General features: G+C 46.1%; 16 protein-coding genes and 1 pseudogene. 9 read left to right on the top strand and 8 right to left on the bottom strand.

Translation table 11 applies throughout. The annotated features are described in order from the left end of the window. Positions 1-133 precede the first annotated feature (133 nt). The 3 genes from FB592_RS06635 (at position 134) to cysC (ending at position 2,722) form a co-directional block, all read left to right on the top strand. Positions 134-844 (top strand): phosphoadenylyl-sulfate reductase, encoded by a 711-nt coding sequence (locus tag FB592_RS06635; protein WP_077670607.1) that lies wholly within the window; start codon positions 134-136, stop codon positions 842-844. Positions 845-956: 112 nt separating this feature from the next. Further along, complete coding sequence (gene sat / locus FB592_RS06630; RefSeq protein ID WP_141949398.1) at positions 957-2,126, top strand: sulfate adenylyltransferase; 1,170 nt, start codon at positions 957-959, stop codon at positions 2,124-2,126. Then, the gene (gene cysC / locus FB592_RS06625; protein ID WP_003245829.1) at positions 2,123-2,722 is read left to right on the top strand and encodes an adenylyl-sulfate kinase; all 600 of its coding nucleotides are present in this window, start codon (positions 2,123-2,125) and stop codon (positions 2,720-2,722) included. Before sat ends, cysC begins: the two co-directional genes overlap by 4 nt. Before the next feature lie 27 nt (positions 2,723-2,749). Here cysC and FB592_RS06620 read toward each other — a convergent pair whose 3' ends face one another. After that, positions 2,750-3,556: an alpha/beta fold hydrolase gene (locus tag FB592_RS06620; RefSeq protein WP_141949397.1), complete on the bottom strand. Its 807-nt coding sequence runs from the start codon at positions 3,554-3,556 to the stop codon at positions 2,750-2,752. Positions 3,557-3,760: 204 nt separating this feature from the next. Between FB592_RS06620 and FB592_RS06615 the strand changes: the two genes are divergently transcribed. Then, positions 3,761-4,399, top strand: coding sequence for a pentapeptide repeat-containing protein (locus FB592_RS06615; RefSeq protein WP_128740209.1), 639 nt, complete (start codon positions 3,761-3,763; stop codon positions 4,397-4,399). A gap of 7 nt (positions 4,400-4,406) precedes the next feature. Here the strand turns inward: FB592_RS06615 and FB592_RS06610 are convergent, their stop codons facing one another. After that, positions 4,407-5,861 carry an aminotransferase-like domain-containing protein gene (locus FB592_RS06610; RefSeq protein WP_141949396.1) on the bottom strand — a complete coding sequence of 485 codons (1,455 nt, stop codon included), beginning with the start codon at positions 5,859-5,861 and terminating at the stop codon, positions 4,407-4,409. A gap of 68 nt (positions 5,862-5,929) precedes the next feature. On the opposite strand from FB592_RS06610, the gene FB592_RS06605 reads away from it, so the two are divergent. Both FB592_RS06605 and FB592_RS06600 read left to right on the top strand, forming a co-directional pair. Then, a complete protein-coding gene (locus FB592_RS06605; RefSeq protein WP_072173836.1) occupies positions 5,930-6,592 on the top strand; it encodes a LysE family transporter in 663 nt (220 codons plus the stop codon). Positions 6,593-6,641: 49 nt separating this feature from the next. Continuing rightward, entirely contained in the window at positions 6,642-7,151 is a 510-nt protein-coding gene (locus tag FB592_RS06600; RefSeq protein WP_101501979.1) for a DinB family protein, read from the top strand. 50 nt (positions 7,152-7,201) lie between these two features. Here the strand turns inward: FB592_RS06600 and iolX are convergent, their stop codons facing one another. From iolX to FB592_RS06585, 3 genes are all read right to left on the bottom strand, one after another. Next, positions 7,202-8,230, bottom strand: a complete 1,029-nt coding sequence (gene iolX / locus FB592_RS06595; protein ID WP_141949395.1) for a scyllo-inositol 2-dehydrogenase — start codon at positions 8,228-8,230, stop codon at positions 7,202-7,204. Positions 8,231-8,441: 211 nt separating this feature from the next. After that, positions 8,442-9,455 (bottom strand): transcriptional regulator DegA, encoded by a 1,014-nt coding sequence (gene degA / locus FB592_RS06590; protein ID WP_085186303.1) that lies wholly within the window; start codon positions 9,453-9,455, stop codon positions 8,442-8,444. Positions 9,456-9,472: 17 nt separating this feature from the next. Continuing rightward, on the bottom strand, positions 9,473-10,336 hold the full coding sequence (locus FB592_RS06585; protein WP_003245539.1) for an AraC family transcriptional regulator: 864 nt from the start codon (positions 10,334-10,336) through the stop codon (positions 9,473-9,475). Between the two features lie 123 nt (positions 10,337-10,459). On the opposite strand from FB592_RS06585, the gene FB592_RS06580 reads away from it, so the two are divergent. Beyond that, positions 10,460-11,827, top strand: coding sequence for an MATE family efflux transporter (locus FB592_RS06580; protein ID WP_003233074.1), 1,368 nt, complete (start codon positions 10,460-10,462; stop codon positions 11,825-11,827). A 29-nt stretch (positions 11,828-11,856) separates the two neighbouring features. On the opposite strand, the pseudogene farP reads toward FB592_RS06580, so the two are convergent. Continuing rightward, positions 11,857-12,682: pseudogene (gene farP, locus FB592_RS06575) on the bottom strand (farnesyl diphosphate phosphatase). A 231-nt stretch (positions 12,683-12,913) separates the two neighbouring features. Here farP and FB592_RS06570 point away from each other — a divergent pair. Continuing rightward, positions 12,914-13,393, top strand: coding sequence for a DinB family protein (locus tag FB592_RS06570; protein WP_141949393.1), 480 nt, complete (start codon positions 12,914-12,916; stop codon positions 13,391-13,393). A gap of 128 nt (positions 13,394-13,521) precedes the next feature. Here the strand turns inward: FB592_RS06570 and asnB are convergent, their stop codons facing one another. Next, a complete protein-coding gene (gene asnB / locus FB592_RS06565) occupies positions 13,522-15,366 on the bottom strand; it encodes an asparagine synthase (glutamine-hydrolyzing) (RefSeq protein ID WP_141949392.1) in 1,845 nt (614 codons plus the stop codon). A gap of 145 nt (positions 15,367-15,511) precedes the next feature. On the opposite strand from asnB, the gene FB592_RS06560 reads away from it, so the two are divergent. Next, positions 15,512-16,093, top strand: a complete 582-nt coding sequence (locus FB592_RS06560) for a DUF2777 domain-containing protein (protein WP_141949391.1) — start codon at positions 15,512-15,514, stop codon at positions 16,091-16,093. A 30-nt stretch (positions 16,094-16,123) separates the two neighbouring features. On the opposite strand, the gene wprA is transcribed toward FB592_RS06560, so the two are convergent. Further along, positions 16,124-18,808 (bottom strand): cell wall-associated protease WprA, encoded by a 2,685-nt coding sequence (gene wprA / locus FB592_RS06555; protein ID WP_141949390.1) that lies wholly within the window; start codon positions 18,806-18,808, stop codon positions 16,124-16,126. Positions 18,809-18,857 lie beyond the last annotated feature (49 nt).

Below are 18,857 nucleotides of genomic sequence, written 5' to 3'. Positions count from 1 at the left end.
CTCTTAATGGTTCCGCACCTCATTTTAGGCGGGCGCGGCACGTAAAAACCCTGAACCTTTATGCAAAAAATGAATAGTCTGCCTATAACTCGATCAATAGATAAAAAAAGCAGATGCAAACGGGGGGAAAACATTGAACGAAACCATCACATATGACACTTGGAACGACATGCTGTCCAAACAGATAACGGATCAATTGATCGATGAGCTCGATGTGTTGAAGTGGGCTTACCGAACGTACGGAGAAAAGATTGTGTACGCATGCAGCTTTGGCGCAGAAGGAATGGTGCTTCTAGACTTAATATCAAAAATCAACAAAAACGCACACATCATCTTTTTGGATACCGGGCTTCATTTTCAGGAAACATATGAGCTGATCGAGACCGTCAAAGAGCGATATCCGGGATTTGCAATCCAGATGCTCGAACCCGATCTGAGCTTAACAGAACAGGAGACGAAGTACGGCGGAGAGCTGTGGAAGCATAACCCGAACCTCTGCTGCCAATTGCGGAAAATTGAACCGCTCAATAAGCACCTGTCCGGCATGACAGCTTGGATTTCAGGACTGCGCCGGGAGCAGTCGCCAACGAGAAAGCATATTCAATACGTAAACCTGGACCAGAAGTTTAAGCTCATCAAAATTTGCCCGCTCATCCACTGGACATGGGATGACGTTTGGACGTACATCCGCCTGCACAATTTGCCTTATAACAAACTGCACGATCAACATTATCCGAGCATAGGCTGTGAAATGTGTACATTGCCTTCCCCGGACCCGAACGATGAGAGGGCTGGAAGATGGGCCGGACGGGAGAAAACAGAATGCGGCCTGCATCAAGAATAGCGGACGGCAGGTTCTTGATGTGAGAATCGAAATGATGTTGAGACGCTGATGTCAAACTTTCATTAACTGCAGAAAAGAAAACAAGGAAACGTATAAATGGAGGTTGAACACGTTGAATGGAAACGAACCCCACGGAGGGGTATTAATCAACCGCTGTGATCCCGCATGCCATTTTGAAGGGTGCGCGTGCCAAGCAGAGCTGGATCAGCTTGCACTGAGTGATCTGGAGCTTATCGCGATCGGCGGATACAGCCCGTTAACAGGTTTTTTGGGAGAAAAAGATTATCATCGTGTTGTGAAGGAAATGAGGCTGGCAAACGGCTTGCCGTGGAGCCTGCCGATTACGCTGCCTGTCGGAGAAAAAACAGCAAAACAGCTGTCTGCCGGAGATCACGTCAAGCTTACAAAAGACGGTGTTACCTACGGCATGATCACAGTCACCGATATATACCAGCCTGATAAAACACAAGAAGCACTGTCTGTTTTTAAAACAAACGATCCTGCCCACCCAGGCGTAAAAAAATTGCTGGCGCGCCCGGATTACTATATCGGAGGGCCTATCACGGTCAGCCGCCTGCCTGACAAATCTTTCGAACAGTTTTATGCAACGCCCGCAGAAACAAGAGCGGCCTTTCAAAAACTCGGCTGGAAAACGATTGTCGGCTTTCAAACCAGGAACCCTGTTCACAGAGCGCATGAATACATTCAAAAAACAGCGTTAGAAACGGTCGACGGTCTGCTGCTTCACCCGCTTGTCGGAGAAACAAAGTCAGACGATATCCCAAGCGATATCAGAATGGAGAGCTACCAGGCTTTGCTTAATCACTATTATCCAAAGGATCGTGTCATGTTATCAGTTTTCCCTGCCGCCATGCGTTATGCAGGTCCGCGGGAAGCGATTTTCCATGCGCTCGTCCGAAAAAATTACGGCTGCACCCATTTTATTGTAGGCCGTGATCACGCGGGTGTCGGCAGCTACTATGGAACATACGACGCCCAAAATATTTTTCAATCATTCACAGAGGAAGAGCTGGGCATCAAGCCGATGTTTTTTGAGCACAGCTTTTATTGCCGAAAATGCGGAAACATGGGCACCTCCAAAACATGTCCGCACAGCTCAAGAGACCACATCCACTTATCAGGCACAAAAGTGAGAGAGCTTCTCCGCCAAGGCAAAAAGCCGCCTAAAGAATTCAGCCGGCCTGAGATCGCAGCCGTGCTGATCAAGGGACTTCACCAACAGCCTGTTGCCATCAAGCAAAACAGCGGGGAATTGCAATGACACACAATCCGAACATCATTTGGCATCCCGCTGCCATCTCAAAGTCTGACAGACAGTCCTTAAACGGACACAAAAGCTGCGTCCTCTGGTTTACAGGTTTGTCCGGCTCCGGAAAATCGGTGCTGGCCAATGCAGTCGATGAAAAGCTTTACCGCAAGGGCATTCAGAGCTACGTACTTGACGGTGATAATATCCGCCACGGCTTAAACAAAGACCTTGGATTTCAGACTGGTGACAGGATTGAAAACATCCGCCGGATCGGAGAAGTGGCGAAGCTGTTTGTCGACAGCGGGCAAATGATTTTAACGGCTTTTATTTCACCATTCAGAGAGGATCGGGACATGGTTAGAGCACTCTTTCCTAAAGGTGAGTTCTTCGAAATTTATGTGAAGTGCCCGCTGCATGTTTGTGAACAGCGCGATCCAAAAGGGCTTTATAAAAAAGCGCGAAACGGAGAGATCAAACATTTCACCGGGATCGATTCTCCGTATGAAGCGCCGCTTTCACCCGATTTCATCATTGAGTCAGACCAGACCTCTATTTCCGATGGAGCTGATCTCATCATTAACGCACTGCAAAACAGGGGAATTATATAAAAAACCCGATCAATGTCGGGTTTTTTCTTATGAGTTGGAGAACTGCGCAATCAAACTGTTGATCTTCTCTTTTTCCTCATAAAATGCTCCGTGCCCGCTGTTTGCAAACGGAACCAATTCCGACTGTTTGATGCCGCGCTTCAATTCTTTCGCAAAATCAAACGGCGCAATTCTATCCTTTCTCCCGTGCAGGATCAGCGTCGGCACCTTGATTGCAGCAAGTTCCTTTCTGAGATCTTCATCTCTTAATGCGATGCCCGAGTGGATCGTCCCGTAGGAGGAGGCCTCCAGCATCAGATTGAGAAACCACTGTATAAGCTCTGGAGACACTTTTTTCTCAAAAAACTGTTTTCCTAAATCAGCAAGCGTTTTTGGCCGATCACTTTTGAATAGTTCAATCATGTCGTCAATATCCTGCTTCCTCATCCCGTACGGATATCCCGGACGTTTTGTAAATGCGGGCGCCGCTGCAGACAATAAAATCAGCTTATCAACATCGGCTCCTTCATGCCTTGCCATATAACGGATTGCAATGGCGCCGCCCATTGAAAAACCGGCAAGAATCGCATTCTCAAGCTGCAGCGTATAAATGACTGCTTTCACATCATCAGCCATCGTGTCATAATCGTAGCCTTCCCAAGGGCGGTCAGATTGCCCATATCCCCGTAAATCAACGCCGATAAAACGAAATCCCCTTTTCGGAAGCTCATTCATTTGATATTCAAATATCTTATGATTCAACGGCCACCCGTGCAAAAAGATGATCGGCCTTCCATGTCCGATATCCTCTACAAACAGTGTCACATGCTCCTCGGTTTTGACGTAATGCCCCATTACGCATTCCTCCTGTTCCCTTTGGCTTTTTCGGCCTGTAAACGCCTTGACGTATAGGAAGCTTTCCATTTATGCTTACAAAACAAGCGGGCTGCTGTACCAAGAAAAGGCTCTTCACGATTTACTATATGTATCAATTTCCTTAACGATCTATTAAATTGAACCCGGAAGCCTCGTTTTTCGGGCAGCAAAGGATGTCATCACATGAATAAAATCGCAATTCAAAAACCGAACATACCGGAAAACCTGCAAACCACAGATTTTCATGATGCCGTGACGCAGGATGATGTAATCAGCATGCATTTGTTTGAAGATTGTACAATCTGCGGAGAAGATATCGAAAGACTCTGTGTTGAAAAAACGGTATTCAGAAATGTCGTCTTTATCGATGTGTCTTTTCGGCATATTGAACTGACCGATGTGATCTTTGAAAAATGCGATTTATCAAACGCCGATTTCAGCGGGGCTGTCATTCACAGAACTTCTGTTAAGCAGTCAAAAATGGTTGGAATGAATGTGGCGGAAGCAACGCTGCGGAATGTTTCATTCGAGGAATGCCACGGACATTTCAGCTCATTTTCGTACTCAAATATGAAACAAGTTCGATTTGATCACTGTGCTCTTATGCAAAGTGAATGCAGCAATACGGTGCTCCAGCAGACACACTTTGACGGATGCGAATTGGAAGGCGCCAGCTTTACCGGCACGTCCCTTCAAAACATGGACATCAGCACGTGCCGTTTTGAACAGCTTCATGTCTCCCTCGACAAATTGAAAGGCTGCAAAATCGCACCTGAGCATGCGATTGCCTTCGCCAGGGCACTGGGAGCTGTCATCGTATAACCAAAGCTTAGAACATCATCAGGCGGCGTGCTGTTTCAGCTGCCGCTTTAATGCCAGTTTCCAAATCTCCAAGAGATGCATAGGAATATGACAGCCTGATGCTGTTTCGGTCTTCACCGTTATAAATGTAGCCGGGATTCACAAGCACCTGCCGTTTCAGCAATCCATAAAAGAAACGGCTGACAGGCAGGTTTTTGTGAAATGTCACCCAAATATAAAAGCCGCCTGCGGGAATCCGCCACGTGGCAATGTCCCCGGCATACCGCTCGAGAAAATGAACGGCGGCGTCTCTCCTTTCTTTAAGCTTCCTGCGTACCCAAGTCAGATGCTCTTCATAATATCCCTGTGACAGCCACTCGGCAGCCGCCCACTGGGACAGGCCGCTTGATCCGTAGTCTGTCTGCATTTTAATGTCCGCCAGCCTTTCAATAACCGGCTCCGGACCGGCAAGCCAGCCGATTCGCAGACCGGGGCTAACCGTTTTTGAAAACGTGCCCAGATACAGAATATTGCCCTCATGATCCATTGCTTTCATCGGCTGCGGCGGTTTTTCTTCAAACCATAAATCACCGTACGCATCATCCTCAATGATGGGCAGCTGCTCTTTTTTTGACAGGCTGATGATCTCTTTCCTTCGCTGCTCTGACATGACTGTGCCTGTCGGATTATGAAACGACGGAATCGTGTAAAGCAGCTGTCCTCCATATTGTTTTCGATTAGAAGAAACAAGCCCCGCTTTGACCCCTTCATCATCCATCGGCCAGCCGCGAAGCCGCATCCCAGCTGATTGAAATACATGCAAGGATTGAAGGTAGGACGGCTTCTCCGTCAAAATGACAGAATCTCGTTTTAAAAGTCCAATTGAGATGAGCTGAAGTGCCTGAAGTGCACCGGACACAATTAAAATTGCAGACGGTGACACATGGATCTTCTTTCCTTTTAAATGGTCGGCCACTGCCTCCCGCAGCTGACGGTTTCCTTTCGGCTGCTCATATCCTAAAGACAGGACGCCCGGATTGATTTGCTGAAACATCCGTCCAATTGTGTCAGCAGGCACAAGATCCGGTGAAAGTTCTCCAGTTCCTAATCTGATGATATCCGCTCTTGGTTCGTTCTGATTAATAGCTTGAATGATGGAAGAATTGGCGCGATGAATGCCCGAACGGACGTAATCGCTCCAATCAAGCGGAGGCTCAGCCGCCAGCACGCTCCAAGTACTGTTTACAACCTTCGTACCGCCGCCTCTTCTTCCCTCTAACAAGCCTTGAGACGTGAGTTCATCTATGGCTGCTGTGACTGTGCTGCGGTTGACTTGAAACATGTCGGCCAGCGTTCTCTGTGAGGGGATTTTCGTCCCTACAGCCCACTCTCCGTGAAGAATCTTGTCTTTCATATATTGTTCGATCTGCCGATGCAGCGGAACATCCGACTTTCGGCTTGGCTGCCATTGCGACAAGGTCATGCCCCCCCCTTTTTTACACATTATACATTTGGCTGGTTCCTAACCCAACCAAATGGCTGGAGACTTTAGTGACAATCTCTCTTATGATTGAAAAAAAATGTGAAGGGAGCTTTTTCAGCATGAATGCAATCATTCACGGAATTGTGCTCGCGTTTGGCTTAATTTTGCCGCTGGGAGTGCAGAATGTGTATATTTTTCAGCAAGGCGCGTGGCAAAAGCATATTTGGCGGGCTCTCCCAGCTGTCATCAGTGCTTCAGTCTGCGATACCCTGTTAATCGTATTAGCCGTTGCGGGCGTGTCTGTCATTGTGCAGGAGCTGCCTGTGTTTGAGACAGTCATGATGGCCGGCGGATTTTTATTTTTGCTCTATATGGGCTGGGTGACTTGGAACAGCCGTCCGAACACAAGCCAAAACGAGAAACATACGTTCACACCAAAAAAGCAAGTTGCATTTGCGGCCGCTGTTTCTCTTTTAAACCCGCATGCCATTCTGGACACGATCGGCGTCATCGGCACGAGCTCTCTTCAATATTCGGGGCTTGAGAAATGGCTCTTTATGGCCGCCTGCATCGCTGTGTCTTGGATTTGGTTTATCAGCCTTGCAATAGCGGGCCGGTTGTTTCAGACGATAGATACGAGCGGCAGGCTTATGCTGATCGTAAACAAATGCTCTGCAGCGGTAATGTGGGCAGCGGCAGGATATTTTGGGGTGTCACTCTTTTGCAATTGAAGGAGAAACAGATGAAAAAAACGAATTTCTTAGAAAAGGGGGCATGCTTATGACTGATGCAAAACAGTTTTATGACTATCATTCTTGGGCAAACAAGAAAATATTTACCCATATCGAAAACCTGCCGGAGGAAACTGCCTATCAAGAAGTAAAGAGCGTATTTCCTTCTGTCAGCGACGTGCTGCTTCATATGTGCAGGGCTGACTACATTTGGCTGAATGTTCTTTCTGGAGTGGCCTACCAAGAGATTATAGACAGCGCAGGCAAATTAGAGTCCGCGCAAGGTAATATGGCAGCGATTAAACAGCACGCTGCCGAGCTGGAGTCACAGTATCATGATTTCTTCAGCCGCCAGACGGACTTAGAACAGACCTTCACAATGCAGCATCCGAAACTAGGTACACTGGAATCAACCTATGCAGACACCATCCTGCATGTCGTCAATCACGGCACTTACCACAGAGGGAACGTAACCGCCATGCTGAGACAGCTGGGCCATTTAGGCGTACCTACTGATTATATGTACTATTTATATGAGAAAAGAGAAAGCAAGGGCTAAAATGTCCTTGCTTTTTTTTGCGGAAAGCCTCAAATGCAACATATTAGCTTTTACATACCTGTATAAGCGCGCTTCACATCTAGCTGTACCGGCCTGCCGCTTCGAAAGGAATTGGTTGCGGCGATACCCACTTCTAAATTGATCGTCGCATCAATATCTGTCACAATCGGTGTTTTTCGATCACGGACACACTCGGCAAAATGCTGAAGCTCCAAGCAGTAGGCTTCATGAAAACGAGTTTGAAAGTCTGGAATGATATCATAACTGCTCCCTTTAGCCGATAGGATGGTCACATGTTGATTTCTCAATGTCCCTATGAAAATACTGCCCTCTGTCCCGATCACCTCCGCCCGGATGTCATGTCCGTATGGAGAGGTTCTGCTTGCCTCGACGTCCCCCGCTGCGCCGGAGTCAAATTCAATATACGTCAGCGCCTGATCCACATCACCATACTGCTCCATAAACGGATTGTTCAGAATCCTGCCGTGTCCTGAAACAGAAGTGATTTCCGCCCCTAGCAAATAACGGGCAATATCATAGTCATGGATGGAACAGTCAATAAAAATTCCACCGCTGTGTTTGATAAATTCTGCGGGAGGCGCGCCTTGGTCGCGCGTAAAGCCTTTATAATAGATAGGTTTGCCGATTTCTCCAGCGTCGATCCGCCGTTTGGCATCTGCGTATGCTGGATCGAACCGTCTCATAAAGCCGACTTGGCAGATGACACTTGTCTCTTTCACTTTTTCAGAAACTGCTCTTGATTCCTCAAGGCTTAATGTCAGCGGTTTTTCAACGAAGATCTGTTTGCCGTTCTCGGCTGCTTTGATGATCATATCACCATGTGTGCTTGTCGGCGTTACGATAATGACAGCGTCAATGCCGGGATCTTCTAACACTTCATACGGGTCCTCTGACCATTTTTTGATACCGAGTTCTCTGGCAACCTGCTCCGCTCTCCCTTTTAACAGATCACCGACACTAACCAGCTTTGCCCCCGGCACACTGGTGACGAGATTTTTCGCATGATAATAACCGAGCCTTCCTAATCCCAATACTGCACATCTTACTTGATGTTCCACGTCCCATCCTCTCCTTTATCTCATTTCAGGCTCGCTTTGAGAAAGCGCTTTCTCTTAACAGCTAAAAAAACAGCGGTTCAATCCGCTCTGCCATTTTGCGCAAGCGCTTTCTCAAAAGATGGTTTCATTTTACACTGCCATTGGTTTACACGCAATATGTTTTTTTTTTTGCTTCAACTGTCATAATGAAAAAACCCGCTCATTAGCGGGCTCATGTGTTGAGCGGTGATGTAGAATGTCTGACTACAAGCTCAGGCGGGAGCACTATTTTTTGTTTCGCCTTTCGTTTTCCCTCTATTGCTTCTGCCAGCAGTTCGATGACGCTCCGCCCCATTCCTTTTATCGGCTGGGCTACGGTTGTCAGGGGCGGAGCCGCCATTTCTGCGAGTATCGTATTATCAAAACCAATGATGGAAAGATCATCCGGCACTTTTATGCCTCTTATTCTCGCAGCTTGTATGGCGGCACAAGCCAATACGTCGTTGAAGGCAAAAATAGCAGTCGGAGCGTTTCTGTCGAGCAATTTTCCCGCTTCTTCCTTGCCGCTTTCCAAGGAAAACCGCGTCTGGATGATAAGTGATTCATCAATGGGCACGCCCGCTTCCTCCATCGCCTGACGGAAGCCTTTGATTCTATTTTTTTCGCCTGTCGTTGACCCGTCTCCGATAATGCAGGCGATGTTCGTGTGGCCGAGTGACAGAAGATGCTTGGCAGCCTCATATCCGCCACGAACGTCATCTATCACAACAATATCCATCGGAAGAAGCGGCTTATCCTGAGAAATCATGGCAATCGGAATTTGTTCACTGGCGATTTCCTCCAAAGCAGACATACTGTCATGGCTTTCAATCCCTGTTGCAAAAATAATGCCATCCACCTTTTTCTGTTTCAGCACAGAAAAATACTTTGTTTCTTTTTTTGGATCGTAATCGGTGCTGCAAATCAACATTTGAAAACCGAGCTCATCCGCTCTTTCCTCAATGCTTTTGGCCAGTTCGCCGTAAAACGGATTTGAAATATCAGGCGCCACGAGAGCAATCATATTCGTTCGTTTTCCCGTTAACGCCGCGGCGTGGACATTGGGCGTGTATGCCATTTCATTCATGACATTCATGACCTTCTGCCGTGTTTTATCGCTGATTCTCCCCGTATTGTTTATCACACGGGACACAGTTGTGATCGAGACACCCGCCGCCTTTGCCACATCGTAAATTGTTGTTTTCATGTTCATCCCTCGTCTGGTTATTGAACTTTCCGGCTGACAATTTTCCGGTATTCAATTGGTGAAATGCCTTCTATCTGCTTAAAGAGTTTTGAAAAGTATGTCGGATCTTCCATTCCGACCGTTTCCGCAATAACGCCCATTTTATCATTTGTAGAGGATAAAAGACGCTTCGCTTCCGTCATTCTCACCCGGTTCGTGTATTGTGCCGGAGTTACGCCGAGCACCTGCTGCATGCAGCGGCTCACATAATCCTGATGATAGTGAAGGGCGAGCGACAGATCCTTGATTGTCGTCTTTTCCTTATAGTGCTCCTGTAAGTACCGGGCCGCCTCCCAGGCTACCCGCTCTTTCGCAGACGGTATTTGGAACGCTTCTTTTTGAAGATGCAGCATCAGCTCCTCAAATAAAATTTGCTTTCTGAGCGGCAAATCAGAGTTTTCCGCGGAGTAATCGATCAGCTTTTCAAACTGCTGCGCCATAAACTGCGGGCGCTGCACCTTGCCTTTTCTCGGCAAGGCCAATCCGTAGCGGGCCGGCTCTTCGAAGCTCCCTTTTTCCTGCTGAAGCTCAGACCAGTTGCTGCCTCCCTTTGCCGTAAATTCATATCGATGTTCATCGAAGTGAAGCCAATAGTAGGAGGTTGCTTCATCACTGCCCTTCGTCCCGTAGTGTTCAAGACCGGGAGAAAGCAAGATGTACTCGCCGCCTTCAACAGAAAACGATGTTTCATTTTCCGTTATATATAACGTTCCCTGTTTGACATATATCAGATCAAACACGGAGAATACACGTTTCACATGGGTTTCTCCTTTTTTAAAAACCCCTTCCCCAGCTGCGATAAATACCGGAAAAGGCGGGACTGTAAACAGGATGCGAGGCATTTGAATCATCCTCCTTTTTAAGTCGGATTTTTACAAGAAGTATCGTTTCTATCCCTTTTTATTATAAGGAAATGGAGGTACACTTTAAAACGTTGATTTTATTTACGAAAGGGGTTAGACACTATGAAACAAGCTGTCTTCAAATCAACTGCTTTGAAAAAACCCGCTGACAAAACGTTCTCATTATTTTCGCTTACTTGGCCGATCTTTATTGAGGTCTCATTATATATGTTTATGGGTAATGCCGATACACTGATGCTCAGCCAATACTCGGATAACAGCGTGGCAGCAGTCGGCGTCAGCAACCAGATTTTAAATTTAATTATCGTGATGTTCAGCTTTATCGCAACAGGAACGACCGTTATCATTTCACAATTTCTAGGCTCACGGCAAAAGAAAGAAGCCATGGAAGTCGCTTATGTGTCAATCGGCGCCAACTTCTTCATCAGCCTGGCCATCAGCGCCGTCGTCTTTTTCGCGGCTGTCCCTCTGCTTCATATGATGGGATTATCAGACGCACTGATGCCTGATGCGAAAGTCTTTTTACAAGTTGTCGGAGGTCTGTCCTTTATTCAGGCTTTAATCATGACATTCAGCGCGATCTTAAAAAGCTACGGCTACACAAAAGATACAATGTTTGTCACTATCGGCATGAACATTTTAAACATTGCCGGAAACTTTGTTGTGATTTTCGGTTTGTTCGGCTTTCCTGTTCTCGGCGTTGCCGGTGTGGCCATGTCCACATCTATCGCCCGCGTCATCGGATTAATCGCGATGATTGTGATTGTCAACAAACGCATCCAGCTGAAGATGTCGCTGAAAAAAGTCTTTCATATGCATAAAGAGCATTTGCGCAAGCTGCTGAAAATCGGCATTCCTTCTGCGGGAGAGCAGCTTTCATACAACCTTTCGCAAATGATTGTCACGTATTTTATCGCCATCATGGGCGCGCAGGCGTTGACAACAAAAGTGTATACGCAAAATATTACGATGTTTATTTTGCTGTTCGGCACTGCGATCAGCCAGGGTACACAAATCTTAATCGGCCGTTATATCGGCGGCAAACAATTTGATGCCGCTTATGAGCGCTGCATGAAGAGCTTATATTGGGCACTCGGAATTGCTGCGGCTACCTCTGTTTTGATGACGATCTTTTCAAAAGACCTGATCGGACTCTTCACACAAAGCCCTGACATTATAGCAACTGCAAGCCTATTGATTGCCATGACCATTATCCTTGAACCAGGCCGCTCGTTTAATGTCATTATCATTAACTCTCTGCGGGCTGCGGGGGATGCGAAATTCCCGGTTTACATGGCAATGATTTCAATGTGGGGCATCGGCCTCCCGCTTGCTTATCTTTTCGGCATCCACCTCGGTTTCGGTCTTGCCGGCATTTGGATTTCTTTTATCGCGGATGAATGGGTCCGGGGAATCTTAATGTACAGAAGATGGCGCTCACGTATCTGGATACAAAAAGGTATGGCGTAACACCCGGCTCAATCAAGGCCGGGTGTTTTTTAGATATCAGACAGAATCTGCTTCACTTCGGTCTCTGTGAGAGCGAAGTGATGTTGAAATACATCGTGCTTGTTCGCCCGGATTTTTTCTAAAACAGCCCGGTGCAAATGAAGGGCGGCTTTCACCGTTTTTTGAGAATACTGCGGAAATAGCGGCAAGGCATCCTGACACTCTTCAAGGTAGGCTTCTGCTTCAAAAGCGATATACTCCCACGTCATTGTGAACGCCTTATTCACGACGCCCTTTTGAAGGTCAGCCTCTGTATAGCCGAATTGCTGCATTACCTGACGGGGAATGCGGTTTTTTTGCTGATCTGTGCCAAGATCACTTAAGAAGCGAACCAGCTGTATGGCCAAGCCGAGAGAGACGGCTGCTTGTTTGAGCTGATCTTGTTTTCGGCGTGTCAGTATCGGCAGCAGCATCAATCCGGCAGAACCGCCCGTCCGATATGCGTACATGAGCAGTTCATCAAGGTCATCATACGGCTTGGCGTCTTCTTTTTGTGCGGCAATAAACTCCCGAAAAGGTTCGCTTTCCAATGTAAAGGTCCGATACGCATGATCAAAAGCCTTCCATAGATGTTGATTACCGTTATTTGTCCTTTGGTAAACATGATCAGCTTTAGCTTCAAATGCGGGCAATACCTTTTCGTCTGCACTGGCCACCGTGTGGCAAAACGACAATACTGCCCAAGAGGCTTGTCTTTGCTTTAGCGGGAGATATGATAATGCTTTGAAACAGGCTGGCGCGTATTCGCCAACAATCTGTCCGCATTGCTGGTAAGCTTCTTTTATCTCTTTCATTTTTCTCACTCCTATGTATCACTGCTTCTTCAAGTCTAGTATGTTTTTTCCTAATTGTATATGAAGAAAATGCCGATTCTTACTTTGTAAAAGTAACAAGACGTACAGCATCATCGACGAGATATGCATTATTATTTTTAATGCCATACAACAGGTAGAATGTAAACATTTCTCAATCATCACTTCAATAATAGAGGAATCACGGAAAAAAGGGCTAATTGTTATGATACATGATAGTATTGGAGTGAGTTCAGTGATAAAATTTTTTGAATATAACTGGCAGGTTAGAGATCAATGGTTTACTTGGTGTCATCAACTAACCACTGAAGAATTACTTAATAACCGTCTTGGCGGAGTAGAGAATATTTTATATACCCTTTTTCATATTATTGATGTGGAATATAGTTGGATTCGTGCTATCCAAGGAAAAGAAGATATCGCTGTTCAGTTCGCTGATTATAAAACACTCAATAAAGTGAAATCTCTCTCAAATACATTCCGAACTGAAATAATTGATGTTTTACAAACACATTCAGATCAAATAAAAGATGAACTTGTAAGCGTTCCTTGGGAGACAGGTGTTTTATATACGCGAGATGAAATATTACACCATATCATCGCTCACGAAATTCACCATATTGGTCAACTTTCTGTATGGGCTAGGGAATTAAAGTTAAGCCCGGTATCAGCTAGTTTTATCGGCAGAACATTAAAACCTATTCATTCTTATTGAAGGAATGCGGGGGCAATTCGATAGTGCGTTGTACAAAAAAGGATAGATAGAGCATATATTTCCCTGCTCATCTATCCTTCTTATTTAAATCTATACATCTCTGGATTTTAATCACATTTGCATTGAACCTACCTCTCGTCAATATCAATGCGATACGCTTCAAACCATGTATGAATTTGAGCAAGATGGGCGATTAGCTGAGGCCCCTTCATGAGCTGCCCGAACCACGGCACCTTGAAGGAGGAGCCTTCCGTTTCTAAAAGCTGATCTAATTGTTTTCTGTCTAGCAAGGTATGGAGCACGGAGTCCTTTTGGCTTCTGATCGTTTTCAGCCATTCGCTGACGCCTTTTGTATATTCCGGATGATGGGTTTTCGGATACGGGCTTTTTTTGCGATACAGAATGTCATCAGGCAAAATACCTTCAAGCGCTTTGCGTAAAATGCCTTTTTCCCGATTATCATGCATTTTCATTTCCCACGGAATATTCCAAACATATTCCACAAGCCGGTGATCGGCGAACGGCACCCGCACTTCCAGGCTCGCCCCCATGCTCATGCGATCCTTCCGATCCAAAAGGTTCGTCATAAACCAAAGCATATTTAAATAGAACAGCTGTCTTCTTGCTTTATCCACACCCGTTTCACCATCTAATAATGGCGTTTCTGCCAAGGTTTCTTCATATTTGCCATTTACGTATTCTTTCAGATTCAATTTTTTCTGCCATGAGTCAGAAAGCAGCTTGATCCGCTCCTCCGTTGATCTCATCCATGGAAAGCCAGACTCAACATCTGCCGTATGGAACCACGGGTACCCGCCGAAAATCTCATCCGCGCACTCTCCCGATAGGCTGACGACAAAGTCCTTTTTGATTTCCCGGCAAAACCACAGCAGGGATGAGTCGACATCCGCCATTCCCGGCAAGTCTTTGACCAGTACAGCTTCCTCCAAATGATCAACGAGATCTTTTTGGCTGATGACGCATTTGTGGTGCGTCGTGCCGAAAGTCTCTGTCATTTTTTCAATCCATGGTCCGTCATCATTCGGCTGAAATGCGCTTGCTTGAAAAAATTTATCGTTCTCTTCGTAATCAATCGAATAAGTATGAAGCGGTGCTTTTCCTTCCTTTTCAAAATGGCCCGCCGCAATCGCTGTAATCGCGCTTGAGTCCAGACCGCCTGATAGGAATGTGCAAACAGGCACATCCGACACAAGCTGCCGCGTCACCGCGTCCTGAAATAACGATCTGACATTGGCAACCGTGTCATTAAAACTGTCCGTATGTTTTTCGCTTTCAACATTCCAATAACGCCAAATATTAAGTCCGTCTTTGGAAAATGTCAGCGCATGAGCCGGGCGGATTTCTTTTATGCCTTTAAATATGCCAGTGCCCGGGGTTCTGGACGGTCCAAGACCGAAAATTTCAGAAAGTCCCGTTCTGTCCACTCGCGCTTTTATATCAGGGTGCGCGAGGATTGCTTTGATTTCCGACCCGAAGAGAAATGAAGAGCCTTCCTTCGTGTAAAAAAACGGCTTTACGCCGAGACGGTCTCTCGCGGCAAACAGCAGATTACGCTTTTCATCCCACACAGCGAAAGCGAATATGCCATTGAGATGGTCGACACAGTCTTCCTGCCATTCGATGTAGCTGTGCAGAAGCACCTCGGTATCTGACGTACGTTCGAATTGATGGCCCCGCGCCCGCAATTCTTTGCGCAAATCTTCCGTATTATAAAGCTCGCCATTGTAAATAATGGTGTACGTATCCCCTTTATAGGTACACGCCATCGGCTGGCGTCCGCCTTCAATATCAACAACCGCAAGTCTTTTATGTCCGAATAAAACATGGTGCTCCCCCCAAACGTTTGAATCATCAGGCCCTCGTTTGGAAAGAGTGTCTGTCATTCTGTCCATCGTTTGTTTTTCCTGGACGAGCTGCTTTTTAAAATCGACCCAACCCGTAATTCCACACATGTGATATCAGCTCCAATCCCGTTTCTGTCGTAACAATTTCGTTTCTTTCAGCACCTTAGTAAGTTTATGCATCTATAGGCAGATAGTTGATTTGTCCATAAAAGAGTTGTATGGGACAGGCTTGAATTGGAAAGAAAAGAGAGGAATGAAGAAAAAGGAGACAGCATGGATGAAACGGAAACAATTGATATATACAGAGGAACGAAAATGGGAATACGGCACCATCCTCATCGAAGACGGCATCTGTTTAATCGAAAACGGAGAAGGTGATATACTTTTGGCGGACACTCTCCAACACAGCCCAATCTGGGTCCATCATAAAGGAAAGTGGGAGCAAGCCGGCTTCCAGGATCAATTGGTTCTGGCATGCGGTGAAGAAAACATCTCCCTTTCCGGGGGAGAACGCATCCGCTATGAGAAATCAGTCAAGCGGCCGCTTATGGCGCTTTTGGATTCGCTTGACGACGAAACCTTTCTCGCATTTCTGCAGCACTTGCACAGCTTCGGCTTATCGGTATTCGATTGCGTCTTTTCTTATAATAAAGGAGTCTTTTCGAATACTTCGGCGGGGCAGGGTGTGTCCTTTTATCACTTTTCAAATGACACCGCACAATGCGCGATGCAGCATCACTACAGCAACGAAGGGACAGGAGACCGTTTTGAATGGACGGATTCAAACGGAAAGCGATCCATTATGTATTCAGCAGTCCAACGGGGGCGCAAATAAAAAAGCGGTGCATCGAGCACCGCTTTTTGGTTACTTTTCAACAACAACTTTTGCTTCCTTGCTTTCTTTTTTATCTGTATCCGCAGCCGTGACGTACAGCACCGTTCCGGCTTTTTGTTTTTTGATTTTCACCGAAAACGTTCCTTTTGCGTCAGCTTTGGCAGAAGCAATGACTTTCTTTGATTTGTTTTTCACTCTGATCATCGCTTTGCTGTTTGCCTTCCCTTTTACTGCCGTATCCTTCGTTTTCACCGCGTTTACTTTCGGTGTGCCGGAAGGTTTTCCTTTGACGACGACAACTTTATACGATGTTTTCGCATCGCCTTTTGTTGCTTTCACATACAGTACTTGATCCTGTTTTTGAGGCGCGATATTAACCTTGAACGCATTGTCTTTTCCGGCTTTGGCGCTGCCGAGTTTCTTTTTGCCGTTCATCACCTCGATAAGTGTGCCTTCCTTCGCGTTTCCTCTGACAGCTGTTTGAGTGCTTTCCAGCTTGTTGACCTTAAGCTGTAAATCAGCTGCGCTGACAGCCTTCATGACGTTCAGCCGCCCGTAGCCTGAATGCCAGTCTACACCAGGTGTCTTCGGAATTTCAATCGGATCGCCATAATCGTCATACAACTCTTCTTCTCCGCCATCGACACTTTCAAAGGAAATATCATCTGCCGTCTTTTTCAACATATCCTCAACTTCTGTTCTTTTCAGCTTAGGATTTTGAGCAAACAGCAATCCTGCAGCAGCGGCAGCATACGGCGTCGCCATAGACGTTCCGCTCATGTACGTGACATTTCCGTTCGGCACTAAGCTCGGGATATCAGACCCTGGAGCAGAGATGTCCAGACCTTTTCCATAGTTAGAGAAATCAGCGGTCATATCCATGCGGTTCGTTGCGCCGACTGACATCACATATTTAGAAGATGCAGGATAAGATAAGGCATTTTCTCCATCATTCCCGCTGGCTGCGGCAATCAAGACATTTTTGTCAGCTGCGTACTTCAAAGCAAATTCAAGCACGCGGCTGTAGCCTCCGCCTAAACTTAAATTAATCACCTTTGCTCCTTTGTCAGCAGCATATTTGATGCCGAGAGCAATTTGTTCAGTATCTCCGGAACCTGCGGAATCAAGCACTTTTACAGGGATGATTTTTGCTTTGGCATTCAATCCAGTCATTGAATAGCCGTTATCGCTTTGGGCCGCAATAATGCCTGCGACATGCGTCCCATGCCCCTGATCATCCATTGCATTGTTATTCCGTCCGACAAAATTGTGTCCGAGATCTGTTCTTACTTTTCCTTTTAAATCAGCAAGCGTGCTGTCTACGCCTGTGTCTACTACTGCAATGAGTGTATCGTTAAGCTTGCGTTTGGACAGCAATGTGTTGGCAGGCTCATATTTCACATCCGCATTTTTGACACCGCCGTTTTCACCGTTGTTTTTAAGCGGCCATTGATAAGGGTACTGAATATCGTTTGCCAGGCTTTTGTATTCCTGCACGGGTTCCGCAAACTCTACATTGGACATCTTGGATAGTGTCGCAGCAGCGCTTTTGACCCTTTTGGCGCTTGCCGTATATGCGCCGTTCTGTTTCTCGTCTTTCGGAAGTTCAAATGAATACAGATTGTCAAACAGTTTCTTTGCCTTTTTCACATTGGATATGTCTTTTTTCGATTGCGCGCTTGCAGAAAAGCCCTTCATTTCATTATGTACGGATGAGAGGCTTTTATTGTCCTTCACCTTGAAAATAACCTTTGTTGTCTGAATTTCACTTTTTGCTGCAATATTGTTTTCTGTTAAAATGGCTCCGGCTGTTTTGCCTTGCAGCTGCTTCATATTTAGTCGGTCCGCTTGTTTCTTTATCTCCTCTTTAAGGAATGACGGGACTGATTGTAAAGCTTTATCATATAGCCGGTTGATTGCTTTTTGATCCTTTTCAGTGACCTTATACGAAGATGATGCTCCGTTTTCTGACACATCGTCAAATAACGGCTTTAATGTCACAAGATCCTGATAGATTTCATTTCTTGCTGTTTTATTGAGTGCGAGTTTTGCAACGATAAACGGTGCTGCTTTGTAATAAAGACTTGTCAGTTCTTTGCCTTCTGCTGTTTGGCTCAGCTGCTCATCACGAATCGCTCTCAACTTATCCAGGATGCCTTTTCCTGATTTCTTCTGATCGACACTCATTTCAACCGGACAAGCTTCTTCCTCTTCTAAATCTGACGGCTGTTTTTTGGTGCCTTTATACCCAATCGTATACTTGGCTTCTGCAGCTGCTTCTGCCGTTCCGTCGTCCTCTGGCTCTTCTTCTCCGAGGTATTCAACTTTTACATAGTAAGGGCCGCTCCACGCGTATGGAAAGATGACTTCGCTTTTTCCATCCTCCGCTGTGAAAGAACGGTACATCTCAAACGTCTCATCTTTAAGCGCTTTTTCCTTACTTGGATATACAGATACATTCAGTACTGAATCACTCTTTACGGTCAGTGCCATATGTGAGTTTTTCTGAATATCCGTTGCTCCCGGGGTCACTTTGTACCATTTCACCTGTTCCGGCTCCTTCATGGCGCCTGTCTGCTCTTTGCCGTTTTCCAGAGCAGCCGCCTGATCGATCGCGCCGGCCGCTGCAGCTTTGGTTCCCGGAGAAAAAAGGCTGAAAATCAGTGCAAAAATAAGCACTGCCGCCACAACCGAGCTGAATTTTCTGCGTTTCATGTTATCCCTCCTGCAAAATAATGAATCTCCTTGAAGGTATCATAATTTC

It is taken from the genome of Bacillus sp. SJZ110, from assembly GCF_006715455.1.
GTDB classification, from domain to species: Bacteria; Bacillota; Bacilli; order Bacillales; family Bacillaceae; genus Bacillus; species Bacillus subtilis.
Note: the sequence above shows the minus strand (reverse complement) of the source record. Positions and strands in the feature narration are given on the sequence as shown.

Coding starts and splice junctions, on each gene's coding strand:
- cysC (WP_003245829.1), top strand. CDS start 2,123: ATGACACACAATCCGAACATCATTTGGCATCCCGCTGCCATCTCAAAG.
- FB592_RS06620 (WP_141949397.1), bottom strand. CDS start 3,556: ATGGGGCATTACGTCAAAACCGAGGAGCATGTGACACTGTTTGTAGAG.
- FB592_RS06615 (WP_128740209.1), top strand. CDS start 3,761: ATGAATAAAATCGCAATTCAAAAACCGAACATACCGGAAAACCTGCAA.
- FB592_RS06610 (WP_141949396.1), bottom strand. CDS start 5,861: ATGACCTTGTCGCAATGGCAGCCAAGCCGAAAGTCGGATGTTCCGCTG.
- FB592_RS06600 (WP_101501979.1), top strand. CDS start 6,642: ATGACTGATGCAAAACAGTTTTATGACTATCATTCTTGGGCAAACAAG.
- degA (WP_085186303.1), bottom strand. CDS start 9,455: ATGAAAACAACAATTTACGATGTGGCAAAGGCGGCGGGTGTCTCGATC.
- FB592_RS06585 (WP_003245539.1), bottom strand. CDS start 10,336: ATGCCTCGCATCCTGTTTACAGTCCCGCCTTTTCCGGTATTTATCGCA.
- FB592_RS06580 (WP_003233074.1), top strand. CDS start 10,460: ATGAAACAAGCTGTCTTCAAATCAACTGCTTTGAAAAAACCCGCTGAC.
- asnB (WP_141949392.1), bottom strand. CDS start 15,366: ATGTGTGGAATTACGGGTTGGGTCGATTTTAAAAAGCAGCTCGTCCAG.
- FB592_RS06560 (WP_141949391.1), top strand. CDS start 15,512: ATGAAGAAAAAGGAGACAGCATGGATGAAACGGAAACAATTGATATAT.
- wprA (WP_141949390.1), bottom strand. CDS start 18,808: ATGAAACGCAGAAAATTCAGCTCGGTTGTGGCGGCAGTGCTTATTTTT.